Below are 17,981 nucleotides of genomic sequence, written 5' to 3' on the forward strand. Positions count from 1 at the left end.
CGGACACACCCGGCTCGAACACACCCGGCTCGGACAACACCTGATCCGGTCAACGGCTGCCCCAGCACAACGGCTGCCCTCAAGGCGCTGACCCGCCCTCTGCCCTCCCGGCGAACGCCCGGGAGGGCAGCCGTCTACCCAGCCACCACCCCCTGGCCTCTCCCCCCGCAGCGCCTCCCCGCAGGGCCCCCGCATCGCCCTCCTGCCCGCTAGCCGATGTCCGGCGGATCGACCCGCACCCGTACGGCCTCCCCGTTCCCCCGCGCCATCCGCGCGGCCTGAGCCGTCTTCAGGGCGGCCGCCAGCGCGGCACCGCTCCCGGGCGGCACCCGTACCAGCACCCGCTCCCAGTGCTCCCCGGGCGGCGGCGCCCCCGCCCGACGAGGCGCCCCGGCCCGCACCTCGGGCACCGGAACCGGCCCCAACACCTCCGCGTCCGGGGGTAGTTCGGCCGACGCAAGGAACTCCGCGAGCGCCTCCGCCGGACCCGACACCGCCGCCATCCGCGACACCGGCGGAAACCCCAGCTCGGCACGCTCGGCGAGCTCCCGCACCGCGTGCCCGACGGGATCCCAGCGCACCAGCGCCTGCACGGGCCGCAGCGTCGGCTCCGCGACGACGACCACGGTGCCGCCCTCCTCCTGCGGCCGCACCAGCGCCCCAGCCGCGATCCACCGCCGCAGCGCGTCCTCACCGGCCCGCAGGTCGGGCCGCCCGAGCATGGCCCAGCCGTCCAGCAGCAGGGCGGCCGCATAGCCGCCCTCGGCGACCGGTTCGGCGCCCGGTGTGCTCACGACCAGCGCGGGCGTCCCCGGCACGGTGTCCAGCACCTGCTCGCGCCCCGAGGTCCGTACGGGCACGGCGGGAAACGCCCGCCCCAGTTCCTCGGCGGTCCGCCGGGCCCCGACCACCTGGGCCCGCAGCCGGAAGCCACCGCACGCGGGGCAGTGCCAGTCGCTCTCCGCACGCCCGCACCACCCGCACCCCAGCGCCCCGGCGTCCCGCGCCTCCAGCGGACCGGCGCAGTGCCGGCAGCGCGCCGGAGCCCGGCACTGGGCGCAGGCCATCCGCGGCACGTACCCCCGCCGGGGCACCTGCACCAGTACCGGCCCGTGACGCAGTCCGTCCCGCACCGCCTGCCAGGCGAGCGTCGGCAGCCGTGCGGCCCGCGCGGCCTCGTCCCGCGCCAGGTCCCCGTCCCCGACCGTCCGGACCAGCGGCGCGGCCCGCCGCACCTGTTCCCTGCCCGCCACCAGAGGCCGCGCCCAGCCGTTCTCCACGAGCTGCGAGGCCTCCACGGTGCAGCTCCAACCCCCGAGCAGAAAGCCGCACTTGTCCAGGGCGGCGCGCAGCAGCAGCACATCCCTGGCATGCGGCTGCGGGGCGTGCTGCTCACTGTGGCTGTCGTCCCCGTCGTCCCAGATCGCGACGAGCCCGAGGTCCCGTACCGGCGCGAACATGGCGGCCCGCGTCCCCACCACCGCCCGCACCGCACCGCGGCTGACGGCGAGCCACTGCGCGTACCGCTTCTCGGGCCCGGCGTCGGCCGTGAGCAGCGCATGCCGCCCTTCGCCCAGCACCTCGGTCAGCGCGGCATCGACCCGCGCGGCGGCCCGCCCGTCCGGTACGACGACGAGCGCGCCGCGTCCCGAGGCGAGCGTGGCGGCGACGGCCCGGGCGATCTCCTCGCTCCACCCGGGCCCAGGCAGGGCGTTCCACACCGCACGCGGCGCGCCACCGGAGGCCAACGACTCGACGAAGGCGGCGCCGTGCTCGTACCGCGTCCAGGATCCGGCCTCGGGCACCGGCGGGGGCGGCAACGGCTCGGGGGACGGTCGCTTCTCGGCCCGTGCGCTGCGCGGCGGCACGGCCAGCTGCAACACGTCCGCGAGGCTCCCCGCGTACCGGTCGGCGACGGCCCGGGCGAGCCGCAGCAGTTCCTCGCTCAGTACCGGCTCGGGCGACACCACCTGGGCCAGCGCGGCCAGCGGCCCCGCGTAGTCGGACTCGTCGAGCCGCTCCACGAGGAACCCGTCGATGAGCCCCCCGCCCTCCCGGCGCCCGTCCCGCACCCGGTGCCGGCCGGCCCCGAACCGCACCCGCACCCGCACCCCCGGCTGTGCGTCGGCGTCCAGTTCGGCCGGGACGGCGTAGTCGAAGTACCGGTCGAGATGGAGTACGCCCTTGTCCACGAGCACCCGGGCGACCGGCAGCCGCTCGGCCAGCGCGGCCCCGCGCCAGGTCCGCGGCTTGGCCCGGGGCACCTTGGCCCCGCGCACACTCTCCCGAATGAGCGCGAGCTGCTCCGGCGGCGCTCCTTCGGCGCCCCCGCCCCCCTGCCCGTTGTCGCTGCTCACGCCTGCATTCTTACCAAACGCCACTGACAACCGACGCCGCCCGAGATCATTACGGCCGCGGACCGCCGTACGGCGGTCTTCTGCCTTGGACCACTCGGCCATACCGGTCCGGAACCGGCAGCAGGATTCGAACCTGCGGGGAATCACCCGGAAGGAAGTATCCGAGGCCTGCGCACCGGGCGGCGCCGGTGTCCCGAGATCAGCCCGGCGACGGTCGAAACACACCAGCTTCACCGCGCACCCAAAGGCACGCTCCACGGAAGTAACCGCAGCCATCGCACCGGGACGGCACCACGGTACTGATCACCCCGTCACTGCGGCCAGCCGATTTCCGCGCCCGGCGGACGCGACGAAGGCCCGGCTCCCCCGAAGGGGAACCGGGCCTTCGCCGAGGTGGCTCCGGGGCTACAGGCCCACGGCCTTGCGCAGGGCGTCCACGCGGTCCGTCTTCTCCCAGGTGAACTCGGGGAGCTCGCGGCCGAAGTGGCCGTACGCCGCGGTCTGGGCGTAGATCGGGCGGAGCAGGTCGAGGTCGCGGATGATCGCGGCCGGACGCAGGTCGAAGACCTCGTCGATGGCCTTCTCGATCTTCTCGGCGTCGACCTTGGCGGTGCCGAAGGTCTCCACGAACAGACCGACGGGCTCGGCCTTGCCGATCGCGTAGGCCACCTGGACCTCGCAGCGGGAGGCCAGGCCGGCCGCGACGACGTTCTTGGCGACCCAGCGCATGGCGTAGGCGGCGGAGCGGTCGACCTTGGACGGGTCCTTGCCGGAGAAGGCACCGCCACCGTGGCGGGCCATACCGCCGTAGGTGTCGATGATGATCTTGCGGCCGGTCAGGCCGGCGTCACCCATCGGGCCGCCGATCTCGAAGCGGCCGGTCGGGTTGACCAGCAGGCGGTAGCCCTCGGTGTCGAGCTTGATGCCCTCGTCCAGCAGGGCCTTCAGCTCCGGCTCCACGACGAACTCGCGGATGTCGGGGGCGAGCAGCGACTCCAGGTCGATGTCCGAGGCGTGCTGGCTGGAGACGACGACCGTGTCGAGGCGGACGGCCTTGTCGCCGTCGTACTCGATGGTGACCTGCGTCTTGCCGTCCGGGCGCAGGTAGGGGATGGTGCCGTTCTTGCGGACCTCGGACAGGCGCTTGGACAGGCGGTGCGCCAGGAAGATCGGCAGCGGCATCAGGGTCGGCGTCTCGTCGGTCGCGTAACCGAACATCAGGCCCTGGTCGCCGGCGCCCTGCTTGTCGAGCTCGTCGTCGTCGCCCTCGACCCGGTTCTCGTACGCCGTGTCCACACCCTGCGCGATGTCCGGGGACTGCGCGCCGATCGACACGGACACGCCGCAGGAGGCGCCGTCGAAGCCCTTCTTGGACGAGTCGTAGCCGATGTCGAGGATCTTGTTGCGGACCAGCGTCGCGATGTCCGCGTACGTCTTGGTCGTGACCTCGCCGGCCACGTGCACCAGGCCGGTGGTGATCAGCGTCTCGACGGCGACCCGGGAGGTCGGGTCCTCGCGCAGAAGCGCGTCGAGAATGGTGTCGCTGATCTGGTCAGCGATCTTGTCGGGGTGACCCTCGGTCACGGACTCCGAGGTGAACAGGCGACGGGACACAACGCTCCCTGGGGTTGCAGCGGCTGCTGGCTGATCATTGGCGGACGACACGGGGAGCTGCGCCCGGCATCATCCGAGAACAGTTTATCGGTCGTACTCCGCCGCCGGCCCACCTGTCTCGACACTCGGAAGTGCTGTGACCTGCGGCACGGGCATTCTGCCCAATGAGCGGCGGCGTTGAACAGGGCCCCCACACCCTAATGTGGCGTCCGGGAAAGTTGACAAATGGCCGGAAAAAGTTAACCCAGTCGGGCCGCGGCCAGGTCCCACACGATGTCGGCGAGGGCTTCCTTGGGCCCGTGCGGCACAGGCGTCTCACTGCCGTCGGCGCCCAGCACCACGGCCTCGTTCTCCTCGGAGCCGAAGGTCTTGCGCTCCCCCACCTCGTTCACCACGAGCAGGTCGCAGCCCTTGCGCGCCAGCTTGGTGCGGCCGTTGGCGAGGACGTCGTCGGTCTCGGCGGCGAAGCCCACGATCACCTGTCCGGGCCGCGCCCGGTCGGCCGAGATCTCCGCGAGAATGTCCGGATTCCGCACCAGGACGATCGGCTCGGGATCCTGGCCGTCCTTCTTCTTGATCTTCCCGGCCGCGTAGACCGCGGGGCGGAAGTCGGCGACGGCGGCGGCCATGACCACGGCGTCGGCGTCGGCGGCCGCCTTGAGCACGGCCTCCCGCAGCTGTACGGCCGTACCGACCGGGACGACGTCCACGCCGGCCGGGTCGGGCAGGCCGGTGGTGTTGGCCGCGACCAGCGTCACCCGGGCGCCCCGCGCGGCGGCCGTACGGGCGAGGGCGTAGCCCTGCTTGCCGGAGGAGCGGTTGCCGAGGAAGCGGACCGGGTCGAGGGGCTCCCGGGTACCGCCGGCGGAGACGACGACATGGCGGCCGGCCAGGTCGGGCTCCCGCACCCCCCGCGCGAGGACGCGGCGGCAGGCCTCGAAGATCTCCGCCGGGTCGGGCAGCCGGCCCTTGCCGGTGTCGACGCCGGTGAGTCGGCCGACCGCCGGTTCGATGACGACGGCGCCGCGACGGCGCAGCGTGGCCACGTTCTCCTGGGTGGCCGGGTGCTCCCACATCTCGGTGTGCATCGCGGGGGCGAAGACGACCGGGCAGCGGGCCGTGAGGAGGGTGTTGGTGAGCAGGTCGTCGGCGAGGCCGTGGGCCGCCTTGGCGAGCATGTCGGCGGTGGCGGGGGCGACCACGACCAGGTCGGCGTGCTGGCCGATCCGGACGTGCGGGACCTCTTCGACGTGGTCCCAGACCTCGGTGGAGACGGGGTTGCCGGACAGGGCGGACCAGGTGGCGGCGCCGACGAAGTGCAGCGCGGAGGCGGTGGGGACGACCCGGACGTCATGGCCCGACTCGGTGAACCTTCTCAGCAGCTCGCAGGCCTTGTAGGCGGCGATGCCACCGCTGACCCCCAGCACGACCTTCGGCTTGCGCACCGTCTCTCCCCGCACTCGGCTCCCGTGCACCGGCCCCGGCGCACGACTCCATCACACACCACAGGCCCGACAGTCGGCTGCCGGGCCTGTGGGTAAGTCAACTGCAATACGAAAGTACTACTGCAGCACTACTGTGCCGGGCCTTCGACGGCCTCGGAGGTCAGCAGACCCGCGTTGATCTCGCGCAGGGCGATGGAGAGCGGCTTCTCGTGGACGTGGGTGTCGACGAGCGGACCGACGTACTCCAGGAGACCCTCGCCGAGCTGCGAGTAGTACGCGTTGATCTGGCGGGCACGCTTGGCCGCGTAGATCACGAGGCTGTACTTCGAGTCGGTGGCCTCGAGGAGCTCGTCGATCGGAGGGTTGATGATGCCCTCGGGCGCGGTGATGGAAGAGGACACGCTCTGCCTTCCGATGGATGGGAAAGATTCAGTCTGAATGACCAGAGACGATCACACAACGTCCATCAAGGCTAGCAGCTCGCGCGCCACGTCCTCGACGGAGGTGTTGACCAGCGTCTCGTCGAACTCCGGCTCCGCCGCCAGTTCGATCTTGGCAGCGTCCAGACGGCGCTCGATCACCTCGGGCGGCTCGGTGCCCCGTCCGGTGAGCCTGCGCACCAGCTCCTCCCAGGAAGGGGGAGCCAGGAACACCAGCCGGCCTTCCGGCATGGACTCGCGGACCTGCCGGGCGCCCTGGAGGTCGATCTCCAGCAGCACCGGCACACCGGACTCCAGGTGCTCCAGCACCGCCTGTCGCGGGGTGCCGTAGCGGTTGCCCGCGAATTCGGCCCACTCCAGGAGCTCGCCGTTGGCGATGAGCTTGTCCATCTCCTCGTCGGAGACGAAGAAGTACTGCACTCCGTGCTTCTCGCCCGGGCGGGGCTTGCGGGTCGTCGCCGACACCGAGAGCCAGACCTCGGGGTGCACCTTGCGCATATGGGCGACGACCGTGCTCTTACCGACCCCGGAGGGGCCGGAGAGCACGGTCAGCCGCGGACGTACGTCCGGGGGCTCGGGGGTCGTCCCCCGGAATGTTGCAGCCATGCAGCGATTATTCCAGCAATCGCAGGTTGCCCGGGACGTGCGTCCCGGGCGGCCCGGTGATCAGGAGCCGGTGCTGCCGAACTCGCGCTCCAGGGACGCGATCTGGTTGGACCCGAGGCCACGCACCCGGCGGCTCTCGGAGATCCCGAGTCGCTCCATGATCTGCTTGGCGCGGACCTTGCCCACGCCCGGCAGGGACTCGAGCAGGGCGGAGACCTTCATCTTGCCGATGACGTCGTTTTCCTGACCCTGCTTGATGACCTCGTGGAGAGAGGCGCCGGAGTGCTTGAGTCGATTCTTGACCTCGGCCCGCTCCCGGCGAGCCGCGGCGGCCTTTTCGAGCGCGGCTGCGCGCTGTTCAGGGGTAAGGGGCGGAAGAGCCACGCCTACGTCACCTCGGATGTCGAACTGTCGGATACGGACCGGTGAGGAACCTAGTCGGCCCTCACCTGGGGAGCTACGAGCAACACGCTTGCCCGTTGACTCTGCTCGGAGACTAGCGGGCAAGTCCGCCGGAGTCAGCGAGAACAGCGGAAAAGTCCTGGTCAGCCTCCGTCAGGCCAGACATTTCAGACATACTGCCCCGGATTTGAGGATGTATTCACGCTTCGGCCGTCGCCGAAGTGCTCACCGGAGCGCTCATCGGAGTCCTCACCGACCTGCGAGGACATCCCGGATCTCGCCCGCGAACCGGTCCGCGGCCGCCCTCAGGGCCCCGACATCGGGACCGTGACGCAAAACACCTCGGCTCACGTTTGGAACCACGTTGCGCACCGCCGCCCCGAACACCGTGGGAAGGTCGGCCGCCGTCGCCCCCTGCGCCCCGACGCCCGGTGCGAGCAGCGGGCCGTTGATGTCGAGGTCGTACGACGACAGGTCGCCGACCGTGGCACCGACGACGGCGCCGAAGGAGCCCAGCGGCTCCTCCCCGGCGTTCTCGGCGGCCAGGTGGGCCAGCATGGTCGCGCCGACCGTCCGGCCGTCGCCGCGCACCGCGTGCTGCACCTCGGGGCCCTCCGGGTTCGAGGTCAGCGCCAGTACGAAGAGGCCGGCCCCGCTCTCCCGGGCCAGCGCCACGGCCGGGCTGAGCGAGCCGTAGCCGAGGTACGGCGAGACGGTCAGGGCGTCCGAGAACAGCGGCGCGTCCTTGCTGAGGAAGGCCTCCGCGTACCCGGCCATGGTGGAGCCGATGTCGCCGCGCTTGGCGTCCATGACGACCAGCGTCCCGGCGTCCCGTGCCTCCCGCACCACCCGCTCGAGGACGGCCACCCCGCGCGAGCCGAACCGCTCGAAGAACGCGCTCTGCGGCTTCATGACCGCGACCCGGTCGGCCACCGCCTCCACGACGGTACGGCTGAACCGCTCAAGCCCCGCCACGTCGTCGTTCAGACCCCACTCGGCGAGCAGCGAGGCGTGCGGGTCGATGCCGACGCACAGCGGACCGCGCTCGTCCATCGCACGGCGCAGCCGCGCGCCGAAGGGTTCCAACGGGCTCATACGGTCTTCCTCACATCGGCGCCGACCGCGTCGGCGAGCGTGGCGTACGGGCTGGTGCGCAGGCGGGCCGCGAGCCCCTTGTGGAGGCCGCGAGCGTAGAACGGCCCCTCGTAGATGAAGGCGCTGTACCCCTGGACCAGCGTGGCACCGGCCAGGATGCGCTGCCAGGCGTCCTCGGCGTTCTCGACGCCGCCGACACCGACCAGGGTGATCCGGTCGCCCACGCGCGCGTACAGGCGCCGCAGCACCTCCAGGGACCGCGCCTTCAGCGGCGCCCCCGAAAGCCCCCCGGTCTCCTTCACCAGCTCAGCGTCGGAGCGCAGCCCGAGGCCCTCCCGCGCGATGGTGGTGTTGGTCGCGATGATCCCGTCGAGCCCCAGCTCGACCGCCAGGTCGGCGACCGCGTCGACGTCCTCGTCGGCGAGGTCAGGCGCGATCTTCACCAGCAGCGGCACCCGGCGGTTCGCCGCCACACGGTCGGCGGCCTCGCGCACGGCCGTCAGGAGCGGACGCAGATGGTCGACGGCCTGGAGGTTGCGCAGGCCCGGCGTGTTCGGCGACGACACGTTCACGACCAGGTAGTCGGCGTACGGCGCGAGCCGCTCGGCGGACTTCACGTAGTCGCGGACCGCCTCGGCCTCCGGTACCACCTTGGTCTTGCCGATGTTGACGCCCACGACGGTCTTGAAGACGGGTTCACGGGTCGCCAGCCGCGCGGCGACGGTCAGCGATCCGTCGTTGTTGAACCCCATCCGGTTGATCAGCGCCCGGTCGGCGACGAGCCGGAACAGCCGCTTCTTGGGATTACCGGGCTGCGCCTCACCGGTCACGGTCCCGATCTCGACGTGATCGAAGCCGAGCATCGACATCCCGTCGATCGCGACGGCGTTCTTGTCGAACCCCGCGGCCAGCCCGAAGGGCCCGTGCATCCGCAACCCGAAGGCCTCGGTGCGCAGTTCCCTGTAGCGGGGAGCCAGAGCGGCCGCGACGAAGGTACGCAGCACGGGAACGCGGGCGGCGAGCCGGATCCACCGGAAGGCGAGGTGGTGGGCCCGTTCCGGGTCCATCCGCTTGAAAACGAGGTTGAAGAAGATCTTGTACATGGAGTCCTCATGCGAAGGGGGGACACCGACGTACGGTGCCCCCCATGTCGACAGCTGGGCAACGCGCCCCTACGGGGCGCGGGGCGGTACTCAATATGCGGCTCCGCCGCGTGGGCGCGACCGGCCACAACCGGCCCGCAGCCGAAGTACGGCCTGTCAGTCCCGCGCGGCCGTCAACCTCTCCGCGTGCTCCTGGAGCGACCGCACCCCCACGTCCCCGTGGTTCAGCGCATCGATCCCCTGTACGGCCGCGGCCAGCGCCTGCACCGTCGTCAGACACGGCACCGACCGGGCCACCGCGGCCGTCCGGATCTCGTACCCGTCCAGGCGACCCCCCGTGCCGTACGGGGTGTTGACGATGAGGTCGACCTCGCCGTCGTGGATCAGCTGAACGATCGTCTTCTCGCCCTGCGGTCCGACGCCCTCCGACTGCTTGCGGACAACGGTCGCGTTGATGCCGTTGCGCTTGAGCACCTCGGCGGTGCCGGACGTGGCGAGCAGTTCGAAGCCGTGGGCGACCAGCTCACGCGCCGGGAAGATCATCGAGCGCTTGTCGCGGTTGGCGACCGAGATGAACGCGCGGCCCTTGGTAGGAAGCGGCCCGTACGCCCCCGCCTGCGACTTGGCGTACGCCGTGCCGAAGACCGAGTCGATGCCCATGACCTCGCCGGTGGAGCGCATCTCCGGGCCGAGCACGGTGTCGACGCCGCGGCCCTGGATGTCGCGGAACCGCGACCACGGCATGACCGCCTCCTTGACGGAGATCGGCGCGTCGAAGGGCAGCTCACCGCCGTCGCCGCGGGCCGGCAGCAGGCCCTCGGCGCGCAGTTCGGCGACGGTCGCGCCCAGCGAGATCCGGGCGGCGGCCTTCGCCAGCGGCACCGCGGTCGCCTTCGAGGTGAAGGGGACCGTACGGGACGCGCGCGGGTTGGCTTCGAGGACGTAGAGGATGTCCCCGGCCATCGCGAACTGGATGTTGATCAGACCGCGCACGCCGACGCCCTTCGCGATGGCCTCCGTCGAGGCCCGCAGGCGCTTGATGTCGAAGCCGCCCAGCGTGATCGGCGGCAGGGCGCACGCCGAGTCGCCGGAGTGGATGCCGGCCTCCTCGATGTGCTCCATGACGCCGCCGAGGTACAGCTCCTGGCCGTCGTACAACGCGTCGACGTCGATCTCGATCGCGTCGTCCAGGAACCGGTCGACGAGCACCGGCCGGGAGGGGCTGATCTCGGTCGACTCGGCGATGTAGGCGGCGAGGCGGGTCTCGTCGTAGACGATCTCCATGCCGCGCCCGCCGAGGACGTACGACGGCCGGACGAGCACCGGGTAGCCGATCTCGTCGGCGATGGCCTTCGCCTCGGCGAACTTGGTGGCGGTGCCGTGCTTGGGGGCCGGCAGACCCGCCTCCGCGAGGACCCGGCCGAAGGCGCCCCGGTCCTCGGCCGCGTGGATGGCCTCGGGGGACGTGCCGACGATCGGCACTCCGTTGTCCTTCAGCGCCTGCGACAGACCCAGCGGGGTCTGCCCGCCCAGCTGCACCACCACACCGGCGACCGGACCGGCCTGCTGCTCGGCGTGGACGATCTCCAGCACGTCCTCCAGGGTGAGCGGCTCGAAGTACAGCCGGTCGGAGGTGTCGTAGTCGGTGGAGACGGTCTCCGGGTTGCAGTTGACCATCACGGTCTCGTACCCGGCGTCCGACAGCGCGAAGGACGCGTGCACGCAGGAGTAGTCGAACTCGATGCCCTGACCGATCCGGTTGGGACCGGAGCCCAGGATGATGACGGCCGGCTTCTCGCGCCGGGCGACCTCGGTCTCCTCGTCGTAGGAGGAGTAGAAGTACGGCGTCTTCGCGGCGAACTCGGCCGCGCAGGTGTCGACCGTCTTGTAGACCGGGCGGACGCCGAGCGCGTGCCTGACCTCGCGGACGACGTCCTCACGCAGCCCGCGGATCTCGCCGATCTGCTGGTCGGAGAAGCCGTGCCGCTTGGCCTCGGCGAGCAGGTCGGGGGTGAGTTCGGCGGCGGCCGCCAGCTCGTCCGCGATCTCCTTGATCAGGAAGAGCTGGTCCACGAACCACGGGTCGATCTTCGTGTACTCGAAGACCTCCTCGGGCGTGGCGCCCGCGCGGATGGCCTGCATGACGGTGTTGATCCGGCCGTCGGTGGGCCGTACCGCCTCGTGCAGCAGCGCTTCCTTGTCGCCGGGCTCGCCGACGAAGGTGAACTGGCTGCCCTTCTTCTCCAGCGAGCGCAGCGCCTTCTGGAAGGCCTCGGGGAAGTTGCGGCCGATGGCCATCGCCTCGCCGACCGACTTCATGGTCGTGGTCAGCGTGGAGTCGGCCTGCGGGAACTTCTCGAAAGCGAAGCGCGGGGCCTTGACGACGACATAGTCGAGCGTGGGCTCGAAGGAGGCCGGGGTCTCCTGCGTGATGTCGTTGGGGATCTCGTCGAGCGTGTAACCGACGGCCAGCTTGGCGGCGATCTTCGCGATCGGGAAGCCGGTGGCCTTGGAGGCGAGCGCCGAGGACCGCGACACGCGCGGGTTCATCTCGATGACGATGACCCGGCCGTCCTCGGGATTCACCGCGAACTGGATGTTGCAGCCGCCGGTGTCGACACCGACCTCGCGGATCACGGCGATGCCGATGTCCCGCAGGATCTGGTACTCGCGGTCGGTCAGCGTCATCGACGGGGCGACGGTGATCGAGTCGCCGGTGTGCACGCCCATGGGGTCGAAGTTCTCGATGGAGCAGACGACCACGACGTTGTCGTGCTTGTCGCGCATCAGCTCCAGCTCGTACTCCTTCCAGCCGAGGATGGACTCCTCCAGGAGCACCTCGGTGGTGGGCGAGAGGGTCAGGCCCTGGCCGGCGATCCGGCGCAGCTCCTCCTCGTCGTGGGCGAAGCCGGAGCCGGCGCCGCCCATGGTGAAGGAGGGGCGGACCACGACCGGGTAGCCGCCGCCGAGCTCCTCGACGCCCGCGATGACCTCATCCATGGTGTGACAGATGACCGACCGCGCGGACTCGCCGTGCCCGATCTTGCGGCGGACCTCCTCCACGACCTCCTTGAAGAGGTCGCGGTCCTCGCCCTTGTTGATGGCTTCGACGTTGGCGCCGATGAGCTCGACGCCGTACTTGGCCAGGACGCCGTTCTCGTCGAGCGAGATCGCGGTGTTCAGGGCCGTCTGGCCGCCCAGGGTGGGCAACAGGGCGTCGGGGCGCTCCTTGGCGATGATCTTCTCGACGAACTCCGGGGTGATCGGCTCGACATAGGTCGCGTCGGCGATCTCCGGGTCGGTCATGATCGTCGCCGGGTTGGAGTTGACCAGGATGACCCTGAGGCCCTCGGCGCGCAGCACGCGGCAGGCCTGGGTGCCGGAGTAGTCGAACTCGGCGGCCTGGCCGATGACGATCGGGCCGGAGCCGATGACCAGGACGGACTGGATATCGGTGCGCTTAGGCACGCTGGCCCTCCATCAGGGAAACGAAGCGGTCGAACAGGTAGGCGGCGTCATGCGGGCCGGCTGCCGCTTCGGGGTGGTACTGGACGGAGAAGGCCGGCTGGTCGAGCAGCTGCAGCCCCTCCACGACGTCGTCGTTCAGGCAGACGTGGGACACCTCGGCGCGGCCGAACTTCGTCTCGCTGACCTGGTCGAGCGGGGCGTCCACGGCGAAGCCGTGGTTGTGCGCGGTGACCTCGACCTTGCCGGTCGTACGGTCCTGGACCGGCTGGTTGATGCCCCGGTGGCCGTACTTCAGCTTGTAGGTGCCGAAGCCGAGCGCGCGACCGAGGATCTGGTTGCCGAAGCAGATGCCGAACAGCGGGGTCTTCCGCTCCAGGACGGAGGCCATCAGGGCCACCGGGCCGTCGGCCGTGGCCGGGTCACCGGGACCGTTGGAGAAGAACACGCCGTCCGGGGAGACGGCGTACACGTCGTCCTCGGTGGCGGTCGCGGGCAGCACGTGCACCTCGATGCCGCGCTCGGCCATCCGCTGCGGGGTCATGCCCTTGATGCCGAGGTCGATGGCGGCGACGGTGAATCGCTTCTCCCCGACCGCGGGGACGACGTACGCCTCCTTGGTCGCGACCTCCTCGTAGAGGCTCGCGCCCTTCATGTGCGGCTGGGCCTGCACGCGCGCGAGGAGCTCGGAGTCGGCGGCGATCGCCTCGCCCGAGAAGATGCCGGAGCGCATCGAGCCGCGCTCACGGAGGTGGCGGGTGAGGGCGCGGGTGTCGATCCCGGAGATGCCGACCACGCCCTGCGCGACCAGTTCGTCGTCCAGGGAGCGCCGGGCACGCCAGTTGGAGGGCACGCGCGAGGGGTCGCGCACGACGTAGCCCGAGACCCAGATGCGGCTGGACTCGTCGTCTTCGTCGTTCCACCCCGTGTTGCCGATCTGCGGGGCGGTGGCGACCACGATCTGGCGGTCGTAGGACGGGTCGGTGAGGGTCTCCTGGTAGCCGGTCATACCGGTGGAGAACACGGCCTCGCCGAAGGTCTCCCCCACGGCCCCGTAGGCGCGGCCGCGGAAGATCCGGCCGTCCTCCAGGACGAGTACGGCGGGAGCCTTGCCGGCTCCCCTTGTGGAGGTCGTCATCGTTCGGCGCCTTCCGTGCTGGGTGTCTTGATCATGGAGTTGAGGGCGTCGACCCACTCGGTGTGCTCGGCCGCGTGGTCGGAGCGGAATCCGGAGTCGATCAGCCGGTCGCCGTGCTGCCAGGTCACCACGAGCAGTCCGCCCTCGGTGAGGACCTTGCCCGCGATGCCCTTGCCGAGCAGGGCCTCACGGAGCGCGGCGGCGGGGATGAAGAAGTCGGTCGCCCCGGGGCGTACGACGTCCAGACCCGCGTCGGTCAGGGTGAGCTCGACCCGGCTGCGGGAGCCGAGGCCGTGGGCCACGATGCGGTCCAGCCACTGCCCGGCGGTGGTGGAGCCGTGGTAGCGGCCGCTCATCGTCAGTCTGGCCGTGCCGAGGTCGTCCGGCGCGCTGGGCAGCTCGGGCAGGTCACCCTGGAGGGTGCCGCGCCATTTCCAGCCCTCGCGCATCAGCCAGTAGACGAGCGCCACGAAGAGGGCGAGCCCGACGAGCCAGCCGATGCGCGCGGACCAGTCGGTGACCGCGGCCGACTTCTTCTCGTCGGCCAGCAGGATCAGAGGTGTCACGTCAGCTTCCCGTCCACGAGCGTCGCCTTGCCCCGCAGCCATGTGTGGGTGACACGGCCCGGCAGCTCACGCCCCTCGTACGGGGTGTTGCGGCTGCGCGAGGCAAAGCCCGCGGGGTCCACCAGGCCACGGTATTCCGTGTCGACGAGGGCGAGGTTGGCGGGCTCACCAGCCGAGACGGGACGGCCGTGACCGGTGGCCCGTCCGATCCGCGCGGGTTTGACGGACATCCGGTCGGCGACGCCGGCCCAGGTCAGCAGGCCCGTGTCCACCATGGTCTCCTGCACCACCGACAACGCGGTCTCCAGCCCCACCATCCCCATGGCGGCGGCGGCCCACTCGCAGTCCTTGTCCTCGTGCGGGTGCGGGGCGTGGTCGGTGGCGACGATGTCGATGGTGCCGTCGGCGAGCGCCTCGCGCAGGGCCAGGACGTCGCGCTCGGTGCGCAGCGGCGGGTTGACCTTGTAGACCGGGTTGTAGGACCGCACCAGCTCGTCGGTGAGGAGCAGGTGGTGCGGGGTGACCTCGGCGGTGACGTCGATGCCCCGGGACTTGGCCCAGCGCACGATCTCGACGGATCCGGCGGTCGAGAGGTGGCAGATGTGGACGCGGGAGCCGACGTGCTCGGCGAGCAGGACATCCCGGGCGATGATCGATTCCTCGGCCACCGCCGGCCAGCCGCCGAGCCCCAGCTCGGCGGAGACCACACCCTCGTTCATCTCGGCGCCCTCGGTCAGCCGCGGCTCCTGCGCGTGCTGGGCGACGACCCCGCCGAAGGCCTTCACGTACTCCAGCGCGCGGCGCATGATCACGGCGTCGTCGACGCACTTGCCGTCGTCGGAGAAGACGGTGACCCCGGCGGCCGACTCGTGCATGGCCCCCAGTTCGGCGAGCTTCTTGCCCTCCAGGCCGACGGTGACGGCGCCGATGGGCTGGACGTCGCAGTAGCCGTGCTCCTGGCCGAGCCGGTAGACCTGCTCGACCACACCGGCGGTGTCGGCGACCGGGAAGGTGTTGGCCATGGCGAACACGGCCGTGTAGCCGCCGGAGGCAGCCGCACGGGTGCCGGTCAGCACGGTCTCGGAGTCCTCGCGGCCGGGCTCGCGCAGATGGGTGTGCAGGTCGACCAGGCCCGGCAGCAGCACCTTGCCGGCGGCCTCCACGACCTCGGCGCCCTCGGCGGACAGCCCGCTGCCCACCGCCTCGATGAGCTCACCGTCGATCAGGACGTCCTGCGGCTCACCGCCGAGCACCTTCGCACCACGGATCAGGATCTTGCTCATGGGACTTACTTCTCCTCGATGGTGCGGGCGTGGCTGACGGCGGGTTCGTTGCCGCCGAGCAGGAGGTAGAGAACGGCCATCCGGATGGAGACTCCGTTTGCGACCTGCTCGACCACGGTGCAGCGGTCGGAGTCGGCGACCTCGGCGGTGATCTCCATACCGCGGACCATCGGGCCGGGGTGCATCACGATGGCGTGCTCGGGCATCCGCGCCATGCGGTCGCCGTCGAGGCCGTACCGCCGTGAGTACTCGCGCTCGGTCGGGAAGAACGCGGCGTTCATGCGCTCGCGCTGGACGCGCAGCATCATCACCGCGTCGGACTTGGGGAGGACGGCGTCGAGGTCGTACGACACCTCGCAGGGCCAGTTCCCGACGCCGACCGGCACCAGGGTGGGCGGGGCGACCAGGGTGACCTCGGCGCCGAGGGTGTGCAGCAGGTCGACGTTGGAGCGGGCGACCCGGCTGTGCAGGACGTCGCCGACGATCGTGATGCGCTTGCCGGCCAGGTCCTGCCCTATCCCGGCGTCCCGGCCGACGAGCCGGCGGCGCATGGTGAAGGCGTCCAGGAGGGCCTGGGTGGGGTGCTGGTGGGTGCCGTCGCCGGCGTTGATCACGGCGGCGTCGATCCAGCCGGAGGTGGCGAGGCGGTAGGGGGCGCCGGAGGCGCCGTGCCGGATGACGACGGCGTCGACACCCATCGCCTCCAGGGTCTGGGCGGTGTCCTTCAGGGACTCGCCCTTGGAGACGCTCGACCCCTTGGCGGTGAAGTTGATGACGTCCGCCGACAGCCGCTTCTCGGCGGCCTCGAAGGAGATCCGGGTCCGGGTCGAGTCCTCGAAGAAGAGGTTGACCACGGTGCGGCCGCGCAGGGTCGGCAGCTTCTTGATCGGCCGGTCGGCGACCCGGGCCATCTCCTCGGCGGTGTCGAGGATCAGGACGGCGTCGTCGCGGGTGAGGTCGGCGGCCGAGATGAGATGACGCTGCATCTGTCAGGCTCCGTAAGGCAGTTCACATATCGGGAGGTTACGGGCAAGCGTGGGCGCACCGATGCGGTGCGGGCCCCTGGACTTGCTAAGGGGTCGGCTTCGCACCGAGCAGCACGGTGTCGCGACCGTCCTCCTCGGCGAGCAGGACCTTGACCGTCTCCCGCAGCGACGTGGGGAGGTTCTTGCCGACGTAGTCGGCGCGGATGGGCAGTTCGCGGTGGCCGCGGTCGACGAGGACCGCGAGCTGGACCGCGCGCGGGCGCCCGATGTCGTTCAGGGCGTCGAGGGCGGCGCGGATGGTGCGGCCGGAGAACAGCACGTCGTCGACGAGGACGACCAGTCTGCCGTCGATGCCGTCACCGGGGATCTCGGTGCGGGCCAGCGCGCGCGGCGGGTGCATGCGCAGGTCGTCGCGGTACATCGTGATGTCGAGGGAACCGACGGGCATCTTGCGGTCGGTGATCTCCTCCAGCTTGGCGGCGAGCCGCCGGGCGAGGAAGACACCACGCGTCGGAATGCCGAGGAGCACCACGTCGTCGGCGCCCTTGGCGCGCTCGACGATCTCGTGGGCGATGCGGGTCAGTACCCGCGCGATGTCGGGCCCTTCGAGCACGGGCCGGGCATCGGATGCCGAAAGGTCGGGCTTTACTTGCTTGTCCATACGAAACGGACCCCCTTCTCCGCCTCACGGGACGGACCTTAAAGGACGTCGGATTTGCGCCATCCACGCTATCAGGTGCCGGAGGGGCCCCCGATCACCCCCTTGGCCTAATCGGCCATCGCCACCACGGAAGAGTCGGTGCGGACCATTCGGCTTGACGCGAGAGAGTAACGCTGCGTAACCTCACAGTGAGTTACCAGCCGCGCGGCGGGAACCAAAGGCCGGCCGCGTCGACACAGTGTCCGGGGAGCTATATGTCCAGCGAATACGCCAAACAGCTCGGGGCCAAGCTCCGGGCCATCCGCACCCAGCAGGGCCTTTCCCTCCACGGTGTCGAGGAGAAGTCCCAGGGTCGCTGGAAGGCCGTGGTGGTCGGTTCGTACGAGCGCGGCGACCGTGCCGTGACCGTGCAGCGCCTTGCCGAGTTGGCGGATTTCTACGGGGTCCCGGTGCAGGAGCTGCTGCCGGGCACCACGCCTGGCGGCGCCGCCGAGCCCCCGCCGAAGCTGGTCCTGGACCTGGAGCGGCTGGCCACCGTGCCGGCCGAGAAGGCGGGCCCGCTGCAGCGCTATGCGGCGACGATCCAGTCCCAGCGCGGCGACTACAACGGCAAGGTGCTGTCGATCCGCCAGGACGACCTGCGCACACTGGCCGTCATCTACGACCAGTCCCCCTCGGTCCTCACCGAGCAGCTGATCAGCTGGGGCGTCCTGGACGCGGACGCGCGCCGCGCGGTCGCCACCCACGAGGACGCCTGACCCCCACAACGCCTGAGCAGAAACGTGCCGCCGGGGCGGCCGGAACCCGATGGGTTCCGGCC

General features: G+C 70.8%; 15 protein-coding genes. 1 reads left to right on the top strand and 14 read right to left on the bottom strand.

The genetic code is table 11. The features are described 5' to 3' along the window. Positions 1 to 209: 209 nt before the first annotated feature. From ABZ642_RS41805 to pyrR, 14 genes are all read right to left on the bottom strand, one after another. Positions 210 to 2,357 (bottom strand): primosomal protein N', encoded by a 2,148-nt coding sequence (locus ABZ642_RS41805; RefSeq protein WP_360495422.1) that lies wholly within the window; start codon positions 2,355 to 2,357, stop codon positions 210 to 212. Positions 2,358 to 2,762: 405 nt separating this feature from the next. After that, positions 2,763 to 3,971, bottom strand: a complete 1,209-nt coding sequence (gene metK / locus ABZ642_RS41810; RefSeq protein WP_360495424.1) for a methionine adenosyltransferase — start codon at positions 3,969 to 3,971, stop codon at positions 2,763 to 2,765. 239 nt (positions 3,972 to 4,210) lie between these two features. Next, positions 4,211 to 5,416: a bifunctional phosphopantothenoylcysteine decarboxylase/phosphopantothenate--cysteine ligase CoaBC gene (gene coaBC / locus ABZ642_RS41815; protein WP_360495427.1), complete on the bottom strand. Its 1,206-nt coding sequence runs from the start codon at positions 5,414 to 5,416 to the stop codon at positions 4,211 to 4,213. A gap of 128 nt (positions 5,417 to 5,544) precedes the next feature. After that, entirely contained in the window at positions 5,545 to 5,817 is a 273-nt protein-coding gene (rpoZ, locus tag ABZ642_RS41820) for a DNA-directed RNA polymerase subunit omega (RefSeq protein ID WP_003982715.1), read from the bottom strand. A gap of 51 nt (positions 5,818 to 5,868) precedes the next feature. Then, positions 5,869 to 6,462 (bottom strand): guanylate kinase, encoded by a 594-nt coding sequence (gmk, locus tag ABZ642_RS41825; protein ID WP_360495430.1) that lies wholly within the window; start codon positions 6,460 to 6,462, stop codon positions 5,869 to 5,871. 60 nt (positions 6,463 to 6,522) lie between these two features. Next, positions 6,523 to 6,846, bottom strand: a complete 324-nt coding sequence (locus ABZ642_RS41830) for an integration host factor (RefSeq protein WP_003977346.1) — start codon at positions 6,844 to 6,846, stop codon at positions 6,523 to 6,525. Between the two features lie 267 nt (positions 6,847 to 7,113). Continuing rightward, the gene (pyrF, locus tag ABZ642_RS41835; RefSeq protein ID WP_360495432.1) at positions 7,114 to 7,959 is read right to left on the bottom strand and encodes an orotidine-5'-phosphate decarboxylase; all 846 of its coding nucleotides are present in this window, start codon (positions 7,957 to 7,959) and stop codon (positions 7,114 to 7,116) included. Continuing rightward, the gene (locus ABZ642_RS41840) at positions 7,956 to 9,062 is read right to left on the bottom strand and encodes a quinone-dependent dihydroorotate dehydrogenase (protein ID WP_360495435.1); all 1,107 of its coding nucleotides are present in this window, start codon (positions 9,060 to 9,062) and stop codon (positions 7,956 to 7,958) included. Before ABZ642_RS41840 ends, pyrF begins: the two co-directional genes overlap by 4 nt. Before the next feature lie 156 nt (positions 9,063 to 9,218). Next, positions 9,219 to 12,530, bottom strand: a complete 3,312-nt coding sequence (carB, locus tag ABZ642_RS41845) for a carbamoyl-phosphate synthase large subunit (RefSeq protein ID WP_360495438.1) — start codon at positions 12,528 to 12,530, stop codon at positions 9,219 to 9,221. After that, positions 12,523 to 13,665 carry a glutamine-hydrolyzing carbamoyl-phosphate synthase small subunit gene (gene carA / locus ABZ642_RS41850; protein ID WP_360495441.1) on the bottom strand — a complete coding sequence of 381 codons (1,143 nt, stop codon included), beginning with the start codon at positions 13,663 to 13,665 and terminating at the stop codon, positions 12,523 to 12,525. The genes carB and carA overlap by 8 nt, the downstream gene beginning before the upstream one ends. After that, complete coding sequence (locus ABZ642_RS41855) at positions 13,662 to 14,231, bottom strand: hypothetical protein (RefSeq protein WP_360495444.1); 570 nt, start codon at positions 14,229 to 14,231, stop codon at positions 13,662 to 13,664. Before ABZ642_RS41855 ends, carA begins: the two co-directional genes overlap by 4 nt. Next, positions 14,228 to 15,514, bottom strand: coding sequence for a dihydroorotase (locus tag ABZ642_RS41860; RefSeq protein ID WP_360495447.1), 1,287 nt, complete (start codon positions 15,512 to 15,514; stop codon positions 14,228 to 14,230). The genes ABZ642_RS41855 and ABZ642_RS41860 overlap by 4 nt, the downstream gene beginning before the upstream one ends. Before the next feature lie 5 nt (positions 15,515 to 15,519). Next, positions 15,520 to 16,500, bottom strand: coding sequence for an aspartate carbamoyltransferase catalytic subunit (locus ABZ642_RS41865; RefSeq protein ID WP_351735628.1), 981 nt, complete (start codon positions 16,498 to 16,500; stop codon positions 15,520 to 15,522). A gap of 85 nt (positions 16,501 to 16,585) precedes the next feature. Further along, a complete protein-coding gene (gene pyrR, locus ABZ642_RS41870) occupies positions 16,586 to 17,161 on the bottom strand; it encodes a bifunctional pyr operon transcriptional regulator/uracil phosphoribosyltransferase PyrR (RefSeq protein ID WP_360495450.1) in 576 nt (191 codons plus the stop codon). A gap of 254 nt (positions 17,162 to 17,415) precedes the next feature. On the opposite strand from pyrR, the gene bldD reads away from it, so the two are divergent. Next, a complete protein-coding gene (bldD, locus tag ABZ642_RS41875; protein ID WP_020938842.1) occupies positions 17,416 to 17,919 on the top strand; it encodes a transcriptional regulator BldD in 504 nt (167 codons plus the stop codon). The last annotated feature ends 62 nt before the right edge of the window (positions 17,920 to 17,981 follow it).

This window comes from Streptomyces sp. NPDC007157 (genome assembly GCF_040634235.1).
In the GTDB taxonomy this organism is placed as follows: domain Bacteria; phylum Actinomycetota; class Actinomycetes; order Streptomycetales; family Streptomycetaceae; genus Streptomyces.